This window comes from Nocardioides scoriae (genome assembly GCF_900104965.1).
Lineage (GTDB): Bacteria > Actinomycetota > Actinomycetes > Propionibacteriales > Nocardioidaceae > Marmoricola > Marmoricola scoriae.
This window is the reverse complement of record NZ_LT629757.1, coordinates 2,493,428-2,513,769: the sequence shown is the minus strand read 5'-3', so window position 1 is coordinate 2,513,769 and position 20,342 is coordinate 2,493,428. Positions and strand designations below refer to the sequence as shown.

Sequence of the window (20,342 nt, the reverse complement as noted above, 5' to 3'; positions counted from 1 at the left end):
GCCCCTGCGGGTGGTGCGTGGGAGCGTGGCCCTCATGGAGGACCTCAGCCCGCGCCCCGGTGACCTGGAGCCGATCGAGACCGCGTCGCTCGACGAGCTCCGCTCGCTGCAGACCGAGCGGCTGTGCTGGACGGTGCGCCACGCCTACGAGCACGTCGCGCACTACCGCTCGGCCCTCGACGAGGTGGGCGTCCACCCCGACGACGTGACCTCGCTCGACGACCTCGCCCGGCTGCCCTTCACGACGAAGGCCGACCTGCGGGCCCACTACCCCTTCGGCATGTTCGCGGTGCCGCGCGAGCAGGTGGTCCGGCTCCACGCGTCCTCCGGCACCACCGGCAAGCCGACCGTGGTCGGCTACACCCGCGACGACCTCGACACCTGGGCGCACGTGATGGCCCGCAGCATCCGCGCCTCGGGCGGCCGGGCCGGCCACCTGCTGCACAACGCCTACGGCTACGGGCTGTTCACGGGCGGTCTCGGGGCCCACCACGGCGCGGAGCGGCTCGGCTGCACGGTCGTCCCGGTCTCGGGCGGCATGACCGAGCGCCAGGTCCAGCTGATCCAGGACTTCCGACCCGACGTCATCATGGTGACGCCGTCGTACATGCTCTCGGTCGTCGACGAGATGGAGCGCCAGGGCATCGACCCGCGCTCGACCTCGCTCAAGGTCGGCATCTTCGGGGCCGAGCCGTGGACCAACGACATGCGCCGCGAGATGGAGGAGCGGCTCGACATGCACGCCGTCGACATCTACGGGCTCTCCGAGGTGATGGGGCCCGGCGTGGCCAACGAGTGCGTCGAGACCAAGGACGGCCTGCACGTGTGGGAGGACCACTTCTTCCCCGAGGTGATCGACCCCGTGACCGGGGAGGTGCTGCCCGACGGCGAGGAGGGCGAGCTGGTGCTGACCTCGCTGACCAAGCAGGCGATGCCGGTGATCCGCTACCGCACCCGCGACCTGACCCGGCTGCTGCCGGGCACGGCGCGGACGATGCGCCGGATGCAGAAGATCACCGGTCGCACCGACGACATGATCATCCTGCGCGGGGTCAACCTGTTCCCCACCCAGGTCGAGGAGCTGATCCTCGCCACCGACGAGCTCTCGCCGCACTTCCAGTGCGTGCTGGACCGTGACGGCCACCTCGACTCGATGACGGTGCTGGTGGAGCGCCGCGAGCACGCGCCGCTCCCCGTGGCGCAGGAGGCGGGGGTGAGGCTCCGGGCCGCGGTCAAGGCGCGGATCGGGGTCAGCGTCGCCGTCGAGGTCGTCGACCCCGACACCGTGGAGCGCTCGGTGGGCAAGATGCGGCGCATCGTGGACAAGCGCCCGCGGCGGTGACTACACTTTCCTGACCGATCGGTCAGGAATCCTGGGAGGCCACGTGAGCGTCACCGCAACGGACGAGGACCGCCTCGTCGCGCAGTTCGAGGAGGTGCTCGCGCGCCACGACCGCGTCGAGCCCCGCGACTGGATGCCCGAGGCCTACCGCGCCACCCTGGTGCGCCAGATCGCGCAGCACGCCCACTCCGAGATCATCGGGATGCAGCCCGAGGGCAACTGGATCACCCGGGCGCCCTCGCTGCGCCGCAAGGCGATCCTGCTGGCCAAGGTGCAGGACGAGGCCGGCCACGGGCTCTACCTCTACTCGGCGGCCGAGACGCTCGGCGTCTCGCGCGACGAGCTGACCGAGAAGCTGATCTCCGGCCGGCAGAAGTACTCCTCGATCTTCAACTACCCCACCCTGTCGTACGCCGACGTCGGCACCATCGGCTGGCTCGTCGACGGCGCCGCGATCGCCAACCAGGTGCCGCTGTGCCGCACGTCGTACGGGCCCTACGGCCGCGCCATGATCCGGATCTGCAAGGAGGAGTCCTTCCACCAGCGGCAGGGCTTCGAGCTGCTCATGACGATGATGCGCGGCACCGAGGCGCAGCGCGCGATGGTGCAGGAGTCGGTCGACCGGTTCTGGTGGCCGGCGCTGATGATGTTCGGGCCGCCCGACGACGAGTCGCCCAACACCGCGCAGTCGATGGCCTGGGGCATCAAGCGCGACACCAACGACGAGCTGCGCCAGAAGTTCGTCGACATGTCGGTGCCGCAGGCCGAGGCGCTCGGCGTCACGCTGCCCGACCCCGACCTGGTGTGGAACGCCGAGCGCGGCCACCACGACTTCGGCCAGCCCGACTGGGACGAGTTCGCGACGGTGGTCCGGGGCGGGGGTCCCTGCAACAGCCAGCGGATCGCGCACCGCAAGCGGGCCCACGACGAGGGCGCGTGGGTGCGCGAGGCGGCCACCGCCTTCGCCGCGCGCCGGGCCCGCCCCACCTCGGACCGGCCCGCGCCGTCCGGGGAGACCGTCGGGACGCCGGCATGAGCGGCGTCCGCCCGGAGTGGCCGCTCTACGAGGTGTTCGTGCGCGGCAAGCGCGGGCTCAACCACGTCCACGTCGGGTCGCTGCACGCGGCCGACGACGAGATGGCGCTGCGCCACGCCCGCGACGTCTACACGCGCCGCAACGAGGGCGTCAGCATCTGGGCGGTCCGGGCCGACCTGATCGCGGCGTCCAGCCCCGACGAGAAGGACCCGCTGTTCGCGCCGGCCGGCGACAAGGTCTACCGGCACCCGACGTTCTACTCCATCCCCGATGACGTCCCCCACATGTGATGGACGACCACGACAGCGTCTACGACGGCCTGCTCGAGCACGACCTCGGCGGCGACGACTCCCAGTGGGCGTTCGGCACCTCCTTCGAGGACCCGCTGGCCGGCGTGGACACCACGGTGCCCGACGGGGCCGACCCGCAGGTGCTGGCGGCGTACGCCCTGGGGCTGGGCGACGACGCCCTCGTGCTGTCCCACCGGCTCTCGCAGTGGGCCAGCAACGCGCCCGACCTCGAGGAGGACATCGCGCTGGCCAACGTCGCGCTCGACCTGCTCGGCCAGGCCCGGCTGCTGCTGGCCCGCGCCGCGGCGGCCGACGCCTCCCTGGTGCCGGCGCTGCCCGCGGGCTCGCCGGTGCCGGCCGAGGACGCGCTGGCCTTCTTCCGCGACGAGGCCGACTTCCGCAACGTCCGGCTGGTCGAGGCCGACAACGGCGACTTCGCCGTCACCGTCGTGCGGCTGCTGCTCTTCGCCACCGCCCGCCTCGCGGTCCTGCAGCGGCTGGTCGCCAGCCGCGACGCCGTGCTGGGCGCGATCGCGGTCAAGGGGGTCAAGGAGCTGACCTACCACCGCGACTACGCCGCGCGCTGGTTCCTCACCCTGGCCCAGGGGACGGCCGAGTCGCGGCGCCGCCTCGAGGCCGGGCTGGCCCTGGTCTGGCCGCTGCACGACGAGCTGTTCCGCACCCACGCCGTCGAGCGCGCCGCCGCCGAGCAGGGCGTCGGGGTCGACCCCGCCGACGTGGCCGCCGAGGTCGACGTGCTGCTGGAGCAGGTGCTCTCGGTCAGCGGCGTGGCGCGCCCCGCCGTGGCCCAGACGGGCCCGGTCGCGGGCGGCACCGGTCGCGACGGTCGCCACACCGAGGCGATGGGCCGGCTGCTCGCCGAGCTGCAGGTGGTGGCGCGGGCCCACCCGGAGGGCCGGTGGTGAGCCCGGAGGCGGGCGCGACGGTGCTCGCGGCGACGCCCTGGGACGTCGCCAGCGCGGTCCGCGACCCGGAGATGCCGATGCTGACGCTGGCCGACCTCGGGGTGCTGCGCGAGGTCCGCGAGGAGGCGGGCTCGGTGGTCGTCACCATCACGCCGACCTACTCCGGCTGCCCCGCGATGGCCACGATGCGCGACGACCTGGTCCACCGGCTGCACGACCACGGGTACGCCGACGTCGAGGTGCGGGTCAGCCTGGCCCCCGCCTGGTCGAGCGACTGGATCAGCGAGGCCGGCCGCGCCGCGCTGCGGGCCCACGGCATCTCCGCGCCCGGGCCGGCACCGCGCCACGACGGCCCGGTGCCGCTCTCGCTGCTGCCCACCCGCCGCGAGCTGGTCTGCCCGCGGTGCGGCTCGGACGAGGTCGTGCTGGGCTCGGAGTTCGGGCCGACGGCCTGCAAGGCGATGTACCGCTGCTCGAGCTGCCTCGAGCCCTTCGAGCACGTGAAGGAGATCTGATGGCGCCGTTCCACGAGCTGGTGGTGGCCGAGGTGGAGCAGCTGACCGACGACGCCGCGGCGATCACCTTCGAGGTGCCGCCCGACCTCGCCGACGACTACGCCTTCGCGGCGGGTCAGTCGCTGACGCTGCGGCGCACGGTCAACGGGGTCGAGCACCGTCGCAGCTACTCGATCTGCGCCCCGGTCGGCGGCCGGCCCCGGGTCGGCGTGCGCCTGATCCCGCAGGGGCTGTTCTCCTCGTGGCTGGTGCGCGAGGTGCGCGCCGGTGACCGGGTCGAGGTGCAGCCCCCCACCGGCAGCTTCGCCTCGGCGCTGCGCGCCGACGGCGCGACCGCCGGCCACCACCTGTGCGTCGCGGCCGGCTCCGGCATCACCCCGATGCTCTCCATCGTGGCCTCGGTGCTGGCCGACCCGGCGGCCCGCGTCACCCTGCTCTACGGCAACCGGACGACCGCGTCGGTGATGTTCGCCGAGGAGCTGGCCGACGTGAAGAACCGCTACGGCCCGCGCCTGGACCTGGTGCACGTGCTCTCCCGCGAGCCCCGCGACGTCGAGCTCTTCTCGGGCCGGCTCGACGCCGACCGGCTGCGGCGGCTGCTGCTGGCCCTGGTGCCGGTGGACGGCCTCGACCACGTGTGGCTGTGCGGGCCGTTCGGCCTGGTCGCCGACGCCCGCGAGGTGCTCGCCGAGCTCGGGGTGCCGCGCGACCGGGTCCACTTCGAGCTGTTCCACGTCGACGAGCCGCCGCCGGAGCTCGAGCGCCCCGACCCGGTGGTCGAGGGTGAGGTCAGCGAGGTCACCGTCGTCCTCGACGGCCGCACCACCACGACGCCGATGTCGCGCGGCCGGTCGATCCTCGACGGGGCGACGAGCACCCGCAACGACCTGCCGTTCGCCTGCAGGGGCGGGGTCTGCGGCACCTGCCGCGCCCTGGTCCGCACGGGCGAGGTCGACATGCGGCGCAACTACGCCCTCGACGACGACGAGGTCGACCGTGGCTTCGTGCTCACCTGCCAGACCCGGCCGGTGGGCGCCGCCGTCACCGTGGACTTCGACGCGTGAGCGCCGTCCCCGGGGTCGGCCCGGACGCCGACGAGGTGGCCCGCCTCAGCACCGAGGCGATGTGGTCGGGCGACGCGGCCAGCCGGATGCTCGGCATGCGCGTGCTCGAGGCCGGTCCGGGCCGCGCCTCGGTCGCCATGACGGTGCGCGCCGACATGCTCAACGGCTACGCCACCTGCCACGGCGGCCTGCTCGCCGCCCTGGCCGACTCCGCCTTCGGGGTGGCCTGCAACTCCCACGGCCAGGTCACGGTGGCCGCCGGCTTCGACATCAGCTTCCTGGAGCCGGGTCGGCTCGGCGACGAGCTGGTGGCCCACGCCAGCCAGGTGGTGCTCCGGGGCCGCTCGGGGCTGTACGACGTGACCGTGCGCCGCGCGCACGACGACGGCGTGGTCGCGGAGTTCCGGGGGCGCAGCCGCAGCCTGGGCCGACCCAGCCCGGGCCTCACGCCTCCGGGGCCGGCGGGTGGGGCTGCGGGGGCCTGAGGCCGTCGAAGGCCAGGCTGGCCACGGTCCGGGCCAGGGCCTGCGGCTCGAGCGGGCCGCCGGGGCGGTACCACTCCACCAGCGAGTTGACGGTGCCGAAGAGCAGCCGGCTCACCACCTCGGGGTCGAGGTCGTCGCGCAGCGCGCCCTCGGCGACCGCGGCGCGCACCAGCCCCGCGAGCTGCTCGTCGACGACCCGCCGCCGCTCCAGCGCGGCGAGCTCGACCTCGCTGTTGCCGCGCACCCGCAGCAGCAGCGTCACCGCCGGCAGGTGCTCGGCCAGCACCAGCACCGACTGCTCCAGGGCGGTGCGCAGCCGCTCGGACGCGCTGGTGCCCGTGGCCGCGACGGCGCGGTCGAGGGCGGCGCCGAGCCCGTCGAGGGCCTCGTCGAGCGCCGCGGACAGCAGCGCCTGCTTGCTCGGCACGTGGTGGTAGATCGCCGACTTGGTCAGGCCGAGGTCGCGGGCCAGGTCGCCGACGCTGGTGGCGTCGTACCCCTGGGTGTTGAACAGCTCGATGGCGCGGCGCAGCACCGTGGCCTGGTCGTAGCCGGGACGGCCGCGCCGGGCGCCGGGATCGGGCATGGGCGCGATCCTGTCACGCGGGTCCCTCACGCGGGGGCGGCGCCGGCGGCACGTCGCCGCTCGGCCACCACGCGGGTCGCGAGCACCGGGCGGTAGCGGTCGTGCAGCGTGGTCACGAGGCTGATGAGGGAGAGGAAGAAGACGGTGTCGAAGCCGTCGATGTTGCCGCCACGCACGTTGAGCAGCCAGTCGGCGACCACGACCATGACGACGTTGACGGCGACGCGCGCGAGGAACGCCCAGCCCGTCGACTCGATGGTCCAGGAGCGGCGCACGAGCAGCAGCGTGAGGCCGGCGTTGATGACCACCACCACCCCGACACCGATGAACAGCTGCAGGCTCGTGGAGCGCACCCCGGGGAGCACCTGGCCGTAGACGACCGAGATCAGGCCGATGAGGACGACCTTCTCCAGGGTGGCCCACGAGCGGATCGCCCCCCAGCGCGCCTGCCAGTCGAACTGCTCCTGCGGGGTGTCCATCTCCTCGGGCATCGGGTCGGCCCGGACCCGCCACGACCAGTCCGGCTCGGGCAGCCGGGGTCGCACGCCCCACCAGGAGCCGGCCGCGGCGACCGCGAGCAGGGCGACGAGCAGCGGCGGCGCCCACGCGTGCTCGGCGAGGGCGTCGGTGACGTCGAGCTGCGCCACGTGGATCCACCACTCCTGCGGCAGCTTGACCACCACCCAGATCAGCGCGGCGACCCCGATCCACCAGCGCAGCTCCCAGCGCCGCGGCCACCAGCGCGAGCGCACCACCTCGTAGGCGATGAAGAAGTACTCGAACGTGTTGGGGAACAGCAGCAGCAGCGGCCGTGCCTGCAGGAGCTCGAAGGCGACCACGCCCACGAGCCGGTAGAAGTAGAGGAACCGGGCCACCCGGAAGGCCGGCAGCGACTCCCAGTTGCGCATCGTCGCGAGGTAGGCGATGGCCAGGTAGTAGACGTCCGTCGCCTTGTCGTAGCCCTGGTAGCCCGGTGGGTCGTAGCCGAGGCTCTGGAACACCGTCTGGTCGACCGCGTCGAGCACCAGCGAGGCGACGATCGCGGGGAGCGGGAAGCGCGGGATCAGCAGCGGCACCAGGAAGCGGCTGCCGACCACCAGCACGAAGACGATCAGCACCGGGCCGCTCACGCGCCCATCATGGACCACCCGGCCGGCATCAACAGCCTGTTGACATCCCTGTGGACAGACCGGCCCTCGCGGTAGGGATCGCGGCGGGCGGGTATGGGGCGCCCATGAAGATCATGAAGACCGCCGCCACGATCGGCCTGGCCAAGAAGGTCTACGACGAGGCCCGCAAGCCCGAGAACCAGGCGCGCATCAGGCAGGCGCTGGAGCAGCTGCGCCAGCGGCGCGCCCGCCGCTGAGCCGGGCCGGCAGCACCGACCACCCGCGCAGGATCCGGGTGCTGCGCCGCTCGGCCCCGGCCACGAGCTCGAGGTCGGGGTGGCGCTCCACGACCGCCCGCAGCCCGACCTCGCCCTCCATGCGTGCCAGGGCGGCCCCCAGGCAGTAGTGGCGGCCCGACGAGAACGACACGTGGTCAGAGGCGTTCTCCCGCGCGACGTCGAAGCGGTCGGGGTCGGTGAAGACCTCGGGGTCGCGGTTGGCCCCGGCCAGCAGCGCCGTGACCACGGCGCCCCGCGGCACCCGCGTCCCGGCGAAGGTGGTGTCGCGCTGCACCGTCCGCCCGGTCAGCAGCACCGGCGGGTCGACGCGGAGCACCTCGTCGACGGCGTTGGGCCACAGGTCGGGTCGCTCGCGCAGCAGCGCGAGCTGGTCGGGGTGCTCGTGCAGCAGCACCAGGCCGTTGCCGAGCAGGTTGACCGTGGTCTCGAACCCGGCCGCCAGCACCAGCCCGGCCGTGGAGCGCAGCTCCGCGTCGGTCAGGCCGCGACCCTGGTCGTCGCGCGCCGTCACCAGCTGGCTGAGCAGGTCGTCCCCGGGGTCGCGTCGCACGTCGGCCAGGTGGTCGTCGAGCCACGCCTCGAAGGCCGTCAGCGACGCCTCCACCTCGCGGAACCGTCGCCACGGCAGGCCGAGGTCGAGGCTGGGCGCCGCCCCCGAGCCGAAGTCGAGCACCCGGCCGCGGTCCTCGGGCGGGACGCCGAGGATCTCCGCGATCACGGTCACCGGCAGCAGCGCGCAGTAGCGCTCCACCAGGTCGACCGGTCGGCCCGCGGCGGCGTCGGCGGCCAGGTCGTCGAGCAGGCCCGCTGCGATCTCCTCGGTGCGGGCGCGCAGGCCCTGCACGGCGCGCGCGCTGAACACGCGGGTGGTGAGCCGGCGGTAGCGGGTGTGGTCGGGCGGTTCGGTGACCAGCAGCGACGGCGGGGTCAGCGGCCCGGTGGGTGCGCGCCGCCCGGCCCAGGCGCCGAGGCGCGCGATCGGCCCGGTGGCCCCGAAGGAGACGCCCGCGTGGACGTCGTTGCTCGACAGCACCTCGCGCACCAGCGGCTGGGAGGCGGTCACGTAGGCGAACTTCGCGCGGTGCATCGGTCCGTCGGCCCGGATCTCGTCGAACAGCGCCAGCGGCGTCTCGTCGCTCTGGCTCGTGGCCATGATGAGCCGGCCGTGCAGGTCGCCCCGGCGGGCCGACCCGGCGATCGCCGTGCGGGGCAGCGCGTGCCCCAGCCCCCACCGCAGCGCGGCGGCGACCTCGCTCTCGACCCGTGACGCGACGCTCATCGGACCCCCTGCTGTGTCGGGTGGTGGCTGGATACCGATCGGTATCGGATACTCACGGGTATCGTAACCGTCGATGTCAACCGAGCCCACGCCGCAGCGACGCCGGCCTCCACGCGAGGAGGTGCGACGGGCGCTGCTCGACGCGGCGGCCCGGGTCTTCGCCCGGCGGGGGATCGACGCCGCCAGCGTCGACGACGTGGCCGCGGACGCCGGCTTCACCAAGGGCGCCGTCTACTCCAACTTCGGCAGCAAGGACGACCTCGTCGCAGCGTTGGTGCAGGACCGCGTCTCGGCGTACCTCGAGACGGGGCTGGCGGCGGTCAGCGACACCGGGACGACGCTGGCCGAGCGCGCCCGCTCGCTCGGGGACCGGCTCACCGAGGCCGGCGACGAGCAGCGCGACTGGCACCTGCTCTTCCTCGAGCTGTGGCAGCGCTCGGTGCGCAGCGGCACCACCGACGGAGCGTTCCTCGAGCGACGGCGCGAGCTCCACGCCGCGGTCACCGCCGCGGTGGCGGGCCACCTCGACCAGGCGACGGCCCGGGGCGGTGCCCGCCCGGCGCTGCCCCCCGAGGAGATCGCCACGCTGCTGATGGCGCTGGCCAACGGGCTCGCGCTGGAGCGCCACGTCGACCGCACGAGCGTGCCGGACGACCTGTTCGGCCGGGTGCTCGCGCTCCTGATGGAGCCGGGCTCCGCCTGAGTCAGGCGGCCGAGCAGAAGTCGACGGTGCGGCGCGCGGCGGCCGGGGTGACCAGCAGCTGCACGGGCGGCACGGCGTCGAGCTCGGCGCTGACGCGCACGTGGGCGTCGGGCGCCTCGGGGTGGGGGCGGCGCACGCAGCGCAGCTGGCCGGGCTGGTAGCCGCAGCGCTCCTCGCCGGGACCGGCCACGTCGCCGGCGTCGCAGATGCTGGGGGCGGGGCGGACGGGCTCGACCGGGAGCAGCGGCCCCATGGTCGGCACGGTGCTGCGGCGGCGGGACTCGGGGGTGGCCAGCGGAACGGGGGAGGTCGGGAGGAAGGTCACGGCGGGTCCTGTCGTTCGGTGGGGCAACGACGGGTCCAACGCACGGGGGCGTCCGGTTCTTCCCGTTCGCGAGGTCCGGCGTTCAGCGGCCGGGGTGGGGGTCGACGTGGACCTTGGGTCCCGGACCGGCGCCGGCGGGGCGGTGGCCGGCGAGCACGTCGGCGACGTCGTCGAGGCCGACGGTCGCGGCGACCAGGGGCCGGGGGTCCACCGCGCCCGAGGTGTACGCCGCCACGGTGCGCGCCAGGCCGGGCGAGGCCGACAGCACGCCCACCGCGGTGACGTCCTTGAGGGCCAGGACCCGGGTGTCGAGGAGGCTGGGCGAGCCGGCGAGGCCGACGTACACGACGCGGCCGCCGGGCTCGACGAGGTCCGCGGCCAGCGCGGGCAGGCCCGGGGCGTTGGAGGCGTCGACGACGGCGTCGTACGCCAGGTCGGGGAGCTGGTCGCGGGTCGTGGCGTGCGTCAGGCCGAGGCCGCGGGCGAACTCCAGCGAGGCCTCGGTGACGCCGACGACGTGGACCTCGCTGCCGGCCGCCCGCGCGAACAGCGCGACCAGCAGCCCGATGGTGCCGGGACCCAGCACCAGCACGCGCCGGTCGGGCCCCGCCAGCGCGGCCTCGGCGGCGCGCAGGGCGTTGCCGCCCGGCTCCACCAGCGCCCCGAGCGCGGGGTCGGTGCCCACGCCGAGGTCGTGCAGCGCGGTGACCGGCACGGCGAGCCGCTCGGCGAGCGCTCCCGGGCGGCCGTTGCGGATGCCGATCTCCGAGCGCCGCTCGCACACGTGCTGGAGCCCGGTGCGGCAGCGGCGGCAGCGGCCGCAGCCGAGCATGGTGTCGCCGGTGACGCGCCGGCCCTGCCAGCGCGGGTCGACGCCGGCGCCGACCTCGCGCACGGTGCCGCACCACTCGTGGCCCAGCCGCACCGGGAAGCGGGCGTGGCCGTCGTGGAGGTAGGCCATCTCGCCGGTGAAGAACTCCACGTCCGTCCCGCAGATGCCGACCCGCTCGACCTCGACCACGACCTCGCCGGGGACGGCGGCCGGGACCGGCACCTCCTGCACCTCCGCGCGTCCGGGACCGGTCACGACGAAGGCGCGCATCGCGCCGGGGCTCACCACCGGGAGAGTGTGTCAGCCGGTCCGGGCGTGCAGCACGCAGTCGCCGCACACGCCGCCGCCGGGCAGCCGCCAGAACAGGCAGCAGCTCGTCCGACGGACGCCGGCCCCGCCGCGCACCGGCGTCCAGGTGGGCCGCAGCAGCGGGTCGTGCAGCAGCGCCGAGACGTACGCCGCCGCCTGCGGCACCAGGTCGGGCCGGGCGTGGTGCAGGGCGCTCAGGGCGCCGACCCACGACGAGGTGGCGTTGCCGCTCAGCACCCGCGGGGAGACCCGGGCGCGCTCGCGCAGGGCGAGGCCGAGCGGCACGACGAGGGTGTCGAGGACCTCTCGGTGCAGCAGGGCGAGCGCCTCGTCGGGGGAGCCGGCCGGTGTGCCGAGCGGCGCGGCCAGACCGAGGTCGACCGCGTGGGTGGTGGTCGGTCGCCACCGGGCCTGCGCGCCCAGGGCCAGCACGCTGCCTCCGAGCGCCAACGCCCCCAGCGCGACCGAGGTGACCCGGCCCAGGAGGGCGAGGTGCAGCGAGGAGGCGGCGACGCGGACCTCGACCGCGGCGACGGGAGCGCGCCGCTGGACCGCGATCGCGGTGCGCGTCCGGGCCAGCAGGTCGTCCAGGCGCTCGGGCGAGGTCAGCTCGGCCAGCGTCAGCCAACCCTCGCCGGGAGCGGCCACGGACGCCGCGAACCACGGACCCAGCGCCGCGGCGTCGGCCACCACGCCCGGCACCGGGACCGGCACGCTCCGATCGGTGGTCGCCACGTGCGCACGCTAGCCCGGTGCCGCGGCCGGGGCCGGTCTGGCTAGAAGCGACCGACGGCGACGACCGCGGCCAGCACGCCCAGGACGACGTTGACCACGATCATCTGGGTCTCGCTGCGGCGGGCGTGGACGACGGCCGCGCCGACCATCATCAGCACCAGCCCGAGGGCGGCGAGCGGGGTGAGGACCGGGGCGACGTCGAGCGCCCAGGGCAGCACCAGGCCGATCGCGGCGAGCACCTCGAGCACGCCGATGGCCTTGACGCCGCCGGCCGAGAAGTCGTCGACCCAGCCCATCTGGCCGGAGAGCTCGGCCTTCGGCTTGGTCGCCTTCATGGCGCCCGCGGCCAGGAAGGCCACGGCCAGCACGATCTGCAGGATCCACAGGACGACGTTCATGGGGGTCTCGCTCCCGCCGGGCGGCGACTGCCGCAGTTGAATGTTCAAACGAGAGCGTAGGGCTTCTAGTTTGAAAGTTCAACAGTCGCTAGGATGGGGGCGTGACCCCACCCCGATGGCTGGACGACGACGAGCAGGCGGCCTGGCGCTCCTACCTGTTCGCCACCCAGGCGCTGCAGGCCTCGCTCGACCGCCAGCTCTCGCGCGACGCCGGCATGCCCCACAGCGTCTACCTGGTGCTGGCGATGCTGAGCGAGGCGCCCGAGCGGACCCTGTCGATGGGCGTGCTCGCCGAGATGGTGCGCGCCTCGCCCAGCCGGATGTCGCACGCCGTCGCCAAGCTCGAGACCCAGGGGTGGGTCACCCGGGCGCGCCGCCCCGACAACGCCCGGGTGGTCGTCGCGACGCTGACCGACGCCGGGTTCGAGCAGCTGGTCGAGGTGGCTCCGCTCCACGTCGAGCACGTCCGGCAGTCGCTGTTCGACCGGCTCACGCCCCAGCAGGTGCAGCAGCTGCGCGAGATCTTCGACGCCGTGGGGGAGCCGCTGCGCGACGAGGAGTGCCCGCCGCCGGAGTGCCCCGGCGCGGTCGAGGCAGGCCCCGGCGCTGCGGACCGCGCCGGCTAGGTCACCAGCCGCAGCAGCGCGGTCGTCGCCACCGCCACGACGAACACGACCAGCACGCCCTGGCGCAGCGCGAGGGCGACCGCCCCGGCGAGCACGCCGACCGCGGTGCGCCAGTCGGCGCCGTAGCGACCACCGTCGTCGAGCAGCTCGACCACGACCAGGGCCGCGAGCATCGCGACGGGCAGCAGCGCCGCCACCCGGCGCACGCGCGGGTGGTCGAGCAGCGCGGCGGGCAGCGAGACGCCCGCCAGCTTGAGCAGGTAGCAGCCGAGGGCGGCCACCACCACCGCCACCCACAGCGCCGTCCCGGTCACGACCGGTCCGTCCTGCCGGTGAGGCCGACCGCCAGCGCCACCCCGGCCGCTGCCACGACCGGGACCCCCGGCGGGGCCAGTGGGATCAGCACGAGCGCCAGCCCCGCGCCGAGCAGCGCCACCACCGGCGCCGGGCGCCGGCCCAGCTGGGGCCACAGCAGCGCCAGGAAGACGGCGGGCGCGGCCGCGTCGAGCCCGAGCGCGGCCGGGTCGACGGCTCGTCCCAGCAGGGCACCGGCCAGCGTCCCGACGTTCCACAGCCCGCACAGCCACAGCGCCGTCGACCAGAACGCCAGCCGCCCGGCCGCCGGGGTCGGCTGGGCGACCGCCATCGCCGTGGTCTCGTCGATGACGACGTGGGCCACGAGGGGGCGGCGCCAGCCGCGCGGTCGGAGCAGGCCGCTCACGGGGATGCCGTAGAAGGCGTTGCGCGCGCCGAGCAGCAGCGCGGCCGAGACCGCGGCGGCCGCCGACCCGCCCGCCGCGACCACGCCCACGAAGGCGAACTGCGAGGCGCCGGTGAACATCACCGCGCTCAGCACGGCCGTCTGCCCCACGCCGAGCCCCGACCCGGTCGCGACCGCACCGAACGTCGCGCCGAACGCCGCGGCGTACAGCCCGATGCCGAAGGCGGTCCGGTGCAGCGCACGGCGCTCGGCGCGTGGCAGCGTCTCGTCGGGGAGGGGCACCCGAGCAGCCTGGCAGCCGCGTCGTCGCAGGTGGAGGGCCAGTCGCAGCCGGGTGGCCACGGGCCCGCCGGTACGGTTCTCGCGTGGCGGGCATGGTGAGGGCGGCGGACGACGCCCAGCGCAGGTGGCCGGGGCTGGGGTTCCCCCTCGCGGTCGTCTACAAGTACTTCGACGACCAGGGTCCCTACCTCGCGGCGATCATCACCTACTACACCTTCGTGTCGGTGTTCCCGCTGCTGCTGCTCGGCACCTCCATCCTGGGCTTCGTGCTCCAGGGCGACCCCGAGCTGCAGCAGGCGGCGCTCGACTCGACGCTGCGGCAGTTCCCGATCGTGGGCGACCAGCTCGGCCGTCCCGAGGGCCTCACCGGCTCGGTCACCGCGGTCGTCACCGGTGCGCTGATCGCGCTCTACGGCTCGCTCGGCCTCGGCACCGCCATCCAGAACGCCATGAACGTCGCCTGGTCGGTGCCGCGCAACAGCCGGCCCAACCCGTTCCTGCTCCGGCTCAAGAGCCTGTTCCTGCTGCTCATCGCCGGCGGCGCGGTGCTGGCCATCACGGCGGTCTCGGTGCTCGGCCAGCAGGTGCTGCGCGACGCCGGCATCCCCGGTGGCCGGGTCCTGGTCTCGCTCGCCACGGTGCTGCTCGTCGGCGGCATCCTCACCGTGCTGTTCCGCCTCGCGACCGCCCGCGAGCACCCGTGGTTCTACGCCGCCCCCGGCGGCTTCTTCGTCGCCGTCCTGTGGCAGGCGCTGCAGCAGCTCTCCACGGCGTACGTCGACCGCGTGCTCAACGAGACCTCCTCGATGAACCAGACCTTCGGCCTGGTCCTCGGGCTCATCGGCCTCATCTTCCTGGCCGCGGTCATCGCGGTGCTCGGCATGGAGCTCAACGTCGTGCTGGTCCGCCGGCTGTGGCCCCGCGCCCTGCTCACGCCCTTCACCGACTCGGTCGAGCTGACCGACGCCGACCGCAAGGCCTACACCAGCTACGCCCGCGCCCAGCGCCACAAGGGCTTCGAGGAGGTCGAGGTCTCCTTCGGCCCCCCGCCCAGCGTGATCGGCACCGGCTCCGAGGACCACGACGACGAGCGGGACGCCCGCGCCACGTGAGGTCCCTCAGCGGGGAGCGGGGCCGGAGGAGGCGCGCACCACGAGCTGGGTGGGAAGCACGCGGACGGGTGCGTCACCGCCGGTCGGGAGGGCGCCGGGGCGGGTGAGGGCGGCCAGTGCCTCGACGGCGCGGGCGCCGGCCTCGGTGGTGCGCTCGGCGAGGGTGGTCAGCGGCGGGTGGCAGAAGTCGGCACCGAAGACGTCGTCGAAGCCGACCACGCTCACCTCCTGCGGCACGCGCACGCCGCGCTCCGCGAGCCGCTGCAGCACCCCGATCGCGAGGACGTCGTTGTGGGCCACGACCGCGGTGGCCCCGGTGGCGAGCACCGCGTCGGCGGCCGCGGGGCCGGACGCGATCGTCGGGGTCCAGGGCCCGAAGCGGGTGGCCTCGAGGCCGTGCTCCTCGGCCGCCGCGCGCAGTCCCGCCCAGCGCCGGGCGCCCGACCAGGACTCGGCCGGGCCGCCGAGGAACACGAACGAGCGGTGCCCGTGCGAGGCCAGGTGGGCGACGATCTGGCGGGTGCCCGAGGCGAAGTCGGCGACCACGCTGGTCAGGCCCGGCGAGGCCCGGTTGACCAGCACGATCCGGTTGAGCTCGCTGACCCGCTCGAGCACGTCGTCGGGCATCCGCGAGGCGGTCAGCACGAACCCGTCGACGGCGGGTCCCAGCCGCCTGACCAGGCGTTCCTCGTGGACGGGGTTCTCCTGGGCGTCGCCGATGACCAGGGTCAGCCGAGCCTCGGCCGCGGCCCGCTCGGCCCCCTTGACGACCCCGGAGAAGTAGGGGTTGGTGATGTCGGGGACGACCAGCGCGACGGTGCTCGTGCGGCCCGACTCGAGGGCCTGGGCGGCCGGGTTGGGGGCGTAGCCGAGCTCCTCGGCCACGGCCAGCACGTGCGCGCGCGTGACGTGGTTGACCCGCCCCGGGTTGCTGAACGCCCGCGACACGGTGGACGGCGCGACCCCGGCCGCGGCCGCCACCGTGGTGATGGTCGCGCGCCTGCGGCGGCGACGTGCGCCGGGTGCGGGACCGGGCTCTGGGACGCTCACGGAAGCATCGTGGCACAGCCGTGGAAAATTTTGGCAAACGATTGCCATGTGATCGGGGCCACACCTACGTTCGCGTCAGCCCGAGGGCCTCACCCCTCGGCCGGAGCACCAGCCGACGCGACGTCGGCGGAGAGGCACGACCCATGAGCACCATCGACCACGCCGGGGGAGCCCCCGGGACCGGCAGCACCGCCGAGCGCCGCACGCCCAAGCGGGCGGCCCTCGCCGCCTGGAGCGGCAGCGCGCTGGAGTACTACGACCTGGCGATCTACGGCACCGCCGCCGCACTGGTCTTCCCGAAGATCTTCTTCCCCGAGGGCAACGACTCGGCCGCCACCATCGCGGCGTTCGCGACCTTCGGCGTGGCCTACGTCGCCCGCCCGTTCGGCTCCTTCCTCATGGGCCACATCGGCGACCGGCTGGGCCGCAAGACGATCCTCATCGGCACGCTGCTGCTCATGGGCGTCTCGACCTTCCTCATCGGCTGCCTGCCGACGTACGGCCAGGTGGGCCTGTGGGCCCCCGCGCTGCTCGTGCTGCTGCGGCTGCTCCAGGGCCTCTCGGCCGCCGGCGAGCAGGCCGGGGCCAACTCGATGTCCTTCGAGCACGCCCCCGACGACCGTCGTGGCTTCTTCACCAGCTGGACCCTCAGCGGCACCCAGGGCGGCCAGGTCCTGGCGCCCGCGATCTTCCTGCCGCTGGCCGCCGTGCTGCCCGAGGACGCCCTGCTCAGCTGGGGCTGGCGGGTGCCGTTCTGGCTCAGCGCCGTCATCGTGGTGCTCGGCTTCGTGATCCGGTCCCGCCTCGACGAGACCCCGGCCTTCCAGGACGACGTGGTCGACAGCGTGGAGCCCCGTCGCGCCCCGCTCAAGGAGCTCTTCGCCGACCACCGGGCCTCGGTGCTGCGGGTCTTCTTCGCCGCCTTCATCGCGATGGTCAACACGATGTTCCAGGTCTTCGCCCTCAACTTCGCGACCTCCGACGACTACGGCATCGGCTTCGACTCCTCCTTCATGCTCTGGCTGGCGATCGTGGCCAACCTGGTGGCCATCGCGGTCATCCCGTTCTGGGCGATGCTCTCCGACAAGGTCGGTCGCAAGCCGGTCTTCCTCACCGGTCTGGTCGGCAGCGCCGTCCTGGTCACCGCCTTCCTGGGCGCCATCCGCGCCGGCAACGAGCCGCTCACCTTCGTCCTCGGCGTGGCCCTGGCCGGCGTCGTCTACTCGATGCCCAACGCGGTGTGGCCCGCGACGTACGCCGAGTACTTCCCGACGAGCGTCCGCCTCTCCGGCATGGCCATCGGCACCCAGTTCGGGTTCGCGCTGGCCGGCTTCACGCCCACCATCGCCGGTGCCCTCATGGGCGGCGAGGCCGACAACTGGTGGCGGGTCGCGGCCTTCGCCGTCGGCGCCTGCGTCATCTCCGCGGTCGCCGTCCTCACCGGACCCGGTGGCACCCACCGGGTCCCGACCGCCGACGTCGGCGTCCGCCAGCGCCCGGTCGGTGCGGGTCGCACCGCGGTCGGTGTCGCGTGAGCGCCACCTCGGTCGCGCTCGGCCTCGTCGGCGCCGGCATCGGCCGCTCGCTGACCCCGGCCATGCAGGAGCGGGAGGGACGCGAGCAGGGCCTGGCGCTGACCTACCGCCTCGTCGACGCCGAGGCCCCGGGTCGCCGGGGCTTCGGGGTCGAGGACCTGGCCGACGTGCTCGCCGCCGCCGAGCGGTTCGGGCTCGACGGGCTCAACGTCACCCACCCCTTCAAGCAGGCCGTGGTGCCGCTGCTCGACGAGCTCTCCGAGGGGGCGGCCGACCTCGGTGCCGTCAACACCGTGGTGCTGCGCGACGGGCGCCGGGTCGGCCACAACACCGACACCACCGGGTACGGCGCCGCGCTCGCCGCCGCGCTGCCCGAGTCGCGCGGCGACCGGGCCGTGCTGGTCGGAGCAGGCGGGGCCGGTGTCGCGGTCGGGTACGGCCTGCTCGAGCAGGGGATCGCCCACCTCGCGGTCCACGACCAGGACGCCGAGCGCGCCGACGCGTGCGTCGTACGCCTGGCCAAGCGGTGGGGCGACGACCGCGTCACCGCCGTCGACGACCTGTCCCGCGCCGTCGCCGGCGCCCAGGGACTGGTCAACGCCACGCCGGTCGGGATGCACGGCCACCCCGGCCTCCCGGTGCCGGCCGAGCTGGTGCGCGACGACCTGTGGGTCTCCGACGTCGTCTACTTCCCGCTCGAGACCGAGCTGGTGGCGCTGGCCCGCTCGCGCGGCTGCCGGGTGCTGCCCGGCGGGGCGATGGCGGTGCAGCAGGCGGTCGGCGCCTTCGAGCTGTTCACGGGCCGCCCGGCCGACGCCGCCCGGATGCAGCGCCACTTCGCGGAGCTGACGGCCTGATGCGCACCGGGGTGGCGACGCTGTCGCTGAGCGGCCGGCTGGTGGACAAGCTCCACGCCATCGCGGCGGCGGGCTTCGACGGCGTCGAGGTCTTCGACGCCGACCTCGTGGGCTGCCCGCTGCCCCCGCGGGAGGTCGCGGCGCTGTGCGCCGACCTGGGTCTGGCCATCGACCTCTTCCAGCCGGTGCGCGACGCGGCCGGGGTGCCGGCGCACGCCTGGGCGGCCACCCGGCGTCGGGTCGTGGCCAAGCTCGACGTCGCCGCCGAACTGGGCGCCCCGGTGGTGCTGCTCTGCTCCCACGTCGGGGCCGACGCGGTCGCCGACCACGACGTCGTCGCCGAGCAGCTCCGCTCCCTGGGCGACGAGGCCGCGGCACGGGGGATCGTGCTGGCCTTCGAGGCGCTGGCCTGGGGTCGCCACCTGGACCGTGTCGGCCAGGCCTGGGACGTCGTGCGACGTGCCGACCACCCCGCCGTCACGCTCGCGGTCGACACCTTCCACGTGCTGGCCCGCGGCGACGACGGGAGCGCCCTCGCGGGCGTGCCGGGGGAGCGGATCGGCTTCCTGCAGGTCGCGGACGCGCCCCTGAAGGACATGGACGTCCTGGAGTGGAGCCGTCACTTCCGCTGCTTCCCGGGCCAGGGCACCCTCGACGTCACCGGGGTGGTGGCCGCCACGCTCGGGGCCGGGTACGCCGGACCGGTGTCGCTCGAGGTCTTCAGCGACGTCGTCCGCGAGTCCGACCAGCACGTCACCGCCCGCGACGCCCACCGCTCGCTGCGCTTCCTCGAGGACCAGCTCGCGCTGCGCCCGGGGTCCGACGGGTTCCGCGTGCCCGTGACGGCCGCGCCGCCGGTGCCCGAGCGCGTCGACCTCGCCTTCCTCGAGGTGGCCGACCCCGACCGCTCGCCCGCGACCACCGGCCTGCTCGCGGGCCTGGGCTTCCGCCACGTCGCCCAGCACCGGAGCAAGCCGGTGCAGTGGTGGCGCCAGGGCGGCGCCCACGTGGTGCTCAACCAGACCCCGGGGGCCGACCCCACGGCCCACGCGCTGGGGCTGGCCACGCCCCGCGTCGAGGCGGTGGCCGCCCGGGCCAAGGCGCTGGCCTGGCCCGAGGTCGACCGCACCCGCGGCGACGGCGAGGCGCTGCTGCCCGGCATCACCTCGCCCGGCAGCACCCACCTGTTCCTCAGCGCCGACGCGGGCTCGCCCGACCACTGGCAGGACGACTTCGTCCCGCTCCCGGACGCGCCCCCCGAGGGGCACCCGGGGTGGGTCGGGCTCGACCACGTCGGCCTCAGCGTCGAGCCCGACCGGCTCGACGAGGAGGTCGGGTTCCTCCGCGGGGTGCTGGGCCTGGTGCCCAGCGCCGTCGAGGAGTTCTGGGAGCCCCTCGGCCGGCTGCGCAGCCGGGCGCTGCGACCGGCCGCGGGCGCGGCGCGCCTCGTGGTCAACGTGGGGGAGGGCGACCGCGGCCAGCGCCGCCGCCCGGGCGTCAACCAGGTGGCCTTCGCCTGCGAGGACCTGCTCGCCGAGGTGCGCGCGCTGCGGGCGCGCGGGGTCGCGCTGATGCCGGTGCCCGACAACTACTACGTCGACCTCGCCGCCCGCACCGACCTGCCGCCGGCCCGGATCGAGGAGCTGCGGGCCCACGGCGTGCTCCACGACGCCTCGCCCGACGGCGAGCTGCTGCACGTCTACACCGACGTCCTGCCGACCGGCTTCTACGTCGAGCTGCTCCAGCGCACCGGGGCCTACGACGGCTACGGCAGCGTGAACACGCAGCTCAGGCTGGCCGTGCAGCAGGGGGCGGGCTGACCCCGGCCGTGCACCAGGGGCTTTTGGGGCTTTTGTCCGCCGACGTCGTGGAGGGCTGGTCCATTTTCCCGACTTCTCATGGGAAACCGGGCCGAACCGAACTATC

At 74.6% G+C, this 20,342-nt stretch carries 24 protein-coding genes; 14 read left to right on the top strand and 10 right to left on the bottom strand.

What is annotated here, in order from left to right; all coding sequences use genetic code 11:
• Positions 1 to 34: 34 nt before the first annotated feature.
• Genes paaK through paaI form a run of 7 tightly spaced genes read left to right on the top strand, consistent with a single transcriptional unit; the run spans position 35 to position 5,658 of the window.
• A complete protein-coding gene (gene paaK, locus BLU55_RS12045) occupies positions 35 to 1,342 on the top strand; it encodes a phenylacetate--CoA ligase PaaK (RefSeq protein WP_091733830.1) in 1,308 nt (435 codons plus the stop codon).
• Between the two features lie 43 nt (positions 1,343 to 1,385).
• Positions 1,386 to 2,378 (top strand): 1,2-phenylacetyl-CoA epoxidase subunit PaaA, encoded by a 993-nt coding sequence (gene paaA, locus BLU55_RS12040; RefSeq protein ID WP_091729997.1) that lies wholly within the window; start codon positions 1,386 to 1,388, stop codon positions 2,376 to 2,378.
• Entirely contained in the window at positions 2,375 to 2,668 is a 294-nt protein-coding gene (gene paaB, locus BLU55_RS12035; protein ID WP_091729995.1) for a 1,2-phenylacetyl-CoA epoxidase subunit PaaB, read from the top strand. The genes paaA and paaB overlap by 4 nt, the downstream gene beginning before the upstream one ends.
• Positions 2,668 to 3,594 (top strand): 1,2-phenylacetyl-CoA epoxidase subunit PaaC, encoded by a 927-nt coding sequence (gene paaC, locus BLU55_RS12030; RefSeq protein ID WP_091729993.1) that lies wholly within the window; start codon positions 2,668 to 2,670, stop codon positions 3,592 to 3,594. Before paaB ends, paaC begins: the two co-directional genes overlap by 1 nt.
• Entirely contained in the window at positions 3,591 to 4,109 is a 519-nt protein-coding gene (paaD, locus tag BLU55_RS12025) for a 1,2-phenylacetyl-CoA epoxidase subunit PaaD (RefSeq protein ID WP_231916850.1), read from the top strand. The genes paaC and paaD overlap by 4 nt, the downstream gene beginning before the upstream one ends.
• On the top strand, positions 4,109 to 5,173 hold the full coding sequence (gene paaE / locus BLU55_RS12020; protein WP_091729991.1) for a 1,2-phenylacetyl-CoA epoxidase subunit PaaE: 1,065 nt from the start codon (positions 4,109 to 4,111) through the stop codon (positions 5,171 to 5,173). Before paaD ends, paaE begins: the two co-directional genes overlap by 1 nt.
• Positions 5,170 to 5,658, top strand: a complete 489-nt coding sequence (paaI, locus tag BLU55_RS12015) for a hydroxyphenylacetyl-CoA thioesterase PaaI (RefSeq protein ID WP_231916849.1) — start codon at positions 5,170 to 5,172, stop codon at positions 5,656 to 5,658. The genes paaE and paaI overlap by 4 nt, the downstream gene beginning before the upstream one ends.
• Here the strand turns inward: paaI and BLU55_RS12010 are convergent.
• Both BLU55_RS12010 and BLU55_RS12005 read right to left on the bottom strand, forming a co-directional pair.
• Positions 5,618 to 6,244 (bottom strand): TetR/AcrR family transcriptional regulator, encoded by a 627-nt coding sequence (locus tag BLU55_RS12010; RefSeq protein ID WP_091729989.1) that lies wholly within the window; start codon positions 6,242 to 6,244, stop codon positions 5,618 to 5,620. The two genes, paaI and BLU55_RS12010, sit on opposite strands and share 41 nt — an antisense overlap.
• Positions 6,245 to 6,270: 26 nt before the next feature.
• Positions 6,271 to 7,374 carry a hypothetical protein gene (locus tag BLU55_RS12005; protein WP_091729987.1) on the bottom strand — a complete coding sequence of 368 codons (1,104 nt, stop codon included), beginning with the start codon at positions 7,372 to 7,374 and terminating at the stop codon, positions 6,271 to 6,273.
• 104 nt (positions 7,375 to 7,478) lie between these two features.
• Here BLU55_RS12005 and BLU55_RS20045 point away from each other — a divergent pair, with 104 nt between their 5' ends.
• Positions 7,479 to 7,610, top strand: coding sequence for a hypothetical protein (locus BLU55_RS20045; RefSeq protein ID WP_269457916.1), 132 nt, complete (start codon positions 7,479 to 7,481; stop codon positions 7,608 to 7,610).
• On the opposite strand, the gene BLU55_RS12000 is transcribed toward BLU55_RS20045, so the two are convergent.
• Complete coding sequence (locus tag BLU55_RS12000) at positions 7,564 to 8,931, bottom strand: cytochrome P450 (protein WP_091729983.1); 1,368 nt, start codon at positions 8,929 to 8,931, stop codon at positions 7,564 to 7,566. The genes BLU55_RS20045 and BLU55_RS12000 overlap by 47 nt on opposite strands.
• A gap of 73 nt (positions 8,932 to 9,004) precedes the next feature.
• Here BLU55_RS12000 and BLU55_RS11995 point away from each other — a divergent pair, with 73 nt between their 5' ends.
• Positions 9,005 to 9,634: a TetR/AcrR family transcriptional regulator gene (locus tag BLU55_RS11995; RefSeq protein ID WP_091729980.1), complete on the top strand. Its 630-nt coding sequence runs from the start codon at positions 9,005 to 9,007 to the stop codon at positions 9,632 to 9,634.
• Position 9,635: 1 nt separating this feature from the next.
• Here BLU55_RS11995 and BLU55_RS11990 read toward each other — a convergent pair whose 3' ends face one another.
• The 4 genes from BLU55_RS11990 to BLU55_RS11975 form a co-directional block, all read right to left on the bottom strand.
• Entirely contained in the window at positions 9,636 to 9,959 is a 324-nt protein-coding gene (locus tag BLU55_RS11990) for a hypothetical protein (RefSeq protein WP_091729978.1), read from the bottom strand.
• An 82-nt stretch (positions 9,960 to 10,041) separates the two neighbouring features.
• On the bottom strand, positions 10,042 to 11,079 hold the full coding sequence (locus BLU55_RS11985; protein ID WP_197680969.1) for a zinc-dependent alcohol dehydrogenase: 1,038 nt from the start codon (positions 11,077 to 11,079) through the stop codon (positions 10,042 to 10,044).
• 12 nt (positions 11,080 to 11,091) lie between these two features.
• Positions 11,092 to 11,835, bottom strand: a complete 744-nt coding sequence (locus BLU55_RS11980) for a (2Fe-2S)-binding protein (RefSeq protein ID WP_091729976.1) — start codon at positions 11,833 to 11,835, stop codon at positions 11,092 to 11,094.
• 41 nt (positions 11,836 to 11,876) lie between these two features.
• Positions 11,877 to 12,233, bottom strand: coding sequence for a DoxX family protein (locus BLU55_RS11975; protein ID WP_091729974.1), 357 nt, complete (start codon positions 12,231 to 12,233; stop codon positions 11,877 to 11,879).
• 101 nt (positions 12,234 to 12,334) lie between these two features.
• Between BLU55_RS11975 and BLU55_RS11970 the strand changes: the two genes are divergently transcribed.
• The gene (locus tag BLU55_RS11970; protein ID WP_091729971.1) at positions 12,335 to 12,859 is read left to right on the top strand and encodes a MarR family winged helix-turn-helix transcriptional regulator; all 525 of its coding nucleotides are present in this window, start codon (positions 12,335 to 12,337) and stop codon (positions 12,857 to 12,859) included.
• Here BLU55_RS11970 and BLU55_RS19775 read toward each other — a convergent pair.
• Positions 12,856 to 13,173, bottom strand: coding sequence for an AzlD domain-containing protein (locus BLU55_RS19775; RefSeq protein ID WP_091729968.1), 318 nt, complete (start codon positions 13,171 to 13,173; stop codon positions 12,856 to 12,858). The genes BLU55_RS11970 and BLU55_RS19775 overlap by 4 nt on opposite strands.
• Positions 13,170 to 13,862, bottom strand: coding sequence for an AzlC family ABC transporter permease (locus BLU55_RS19770; RefSeq protein ID WP_231916848.1), 693 nt, complete (start codon positions 13,860 to 13,862; stop codon positions 13,170 to 13,172). Before BLU55_RS19770 ends, BLU55_RS19775 begins: the two co-directional genes overlap by 4 nt.
• Positions 13,863 to 13,954: 92 nt before the next feature.
• Here BLU55_RS19770 and BLU55_RS11955 point away from each other — a divergent pair, with 92 nt between their 5' ends.
• Complete coding sequence (locus BLU55_RS11955) at positions 13,955 to 14,974, top strand: YihY/virulence factor BrkB family protein (RefSeq protein WP_091729965.1); 1,020 nt, start codon at positions 13,955 to 13,957, stop codon at positions 14,972 to 14,974.
• Positions 14,975 to 14,980: 6 nt separating this feature from the next.
• On the opposite strand, the gene BLU55_RS11950 is transcribed toward BLU55_RS11955, so the two are convergent.
• Positions 14,981 to 16,024 carry a LacI family DNA-binding transcriptional regulator gene (locus BLU55_RS11950; protein WP_231916847.1) on the bottom strand — a complete coding sequence of 348 codons (1,044 nt, stop codon included), beginning with the start codon at positions 16,022 to 16,024 and terminating at the stop codon, positions 14,981 to 14,983.
• Positions 16,025 to 16,167: 143 nt separating this feature from the next.
• On the opposite strand from BLU55_RS11950, the gene BLU55_RS11945 reads away from it, so the two are divergent.
• Genes BLU55_RS11945 through BLU55_RS11935 form a run of 3 tightly spaced genes read left to right on the top strand, consistent with a single transcriptional unit; the run spans position 16,168 to position 20,236 of the window.
• Positions 16,168 to 17,559, top strand: coding sequence for an MFS transporter (locus BLU55_RS11945; RefSeq protein WP_091729960.1), 1,392 nt, complete (start codon positions 16,168 to 16,170; stop codon positions 17,557 to 17,559).
• Complete coding sequence (locus BLU55_RS11940) at positions 17,556 to 18,416, top strand: shikimate dehydrogenase (protein WP_091729958.1); 861 nt, start codon at positions 17,556 to 17,558, stop codon at positions 18,414 to 18,416. Before BLU55_RS11945 ends, BLU55_RS11940 begins: the two co-directional genes overlap by 4 nt.
• Positions 18,416 to 20,236, top strand: coding sequence for a bifunctional sugar phosphate isomerase/epimerase/4-hydroxyphenylpyruvate dioxygenase family protein (locus tag BLU55_RS11935; RefSeq protein WP_091729955.1), 1,821 nt, complete (start codon positions 18,416 to 18,418; stop codon positions 20,234 to 20,236). Before BLU55_RS11940 ends, BLU55_RS11935 begins: the two co-directional genes overlap by 1 nt.
• The last annotated feature ends 106 nt before the right edge of the window (positions 20,237 to 20,342 follow it).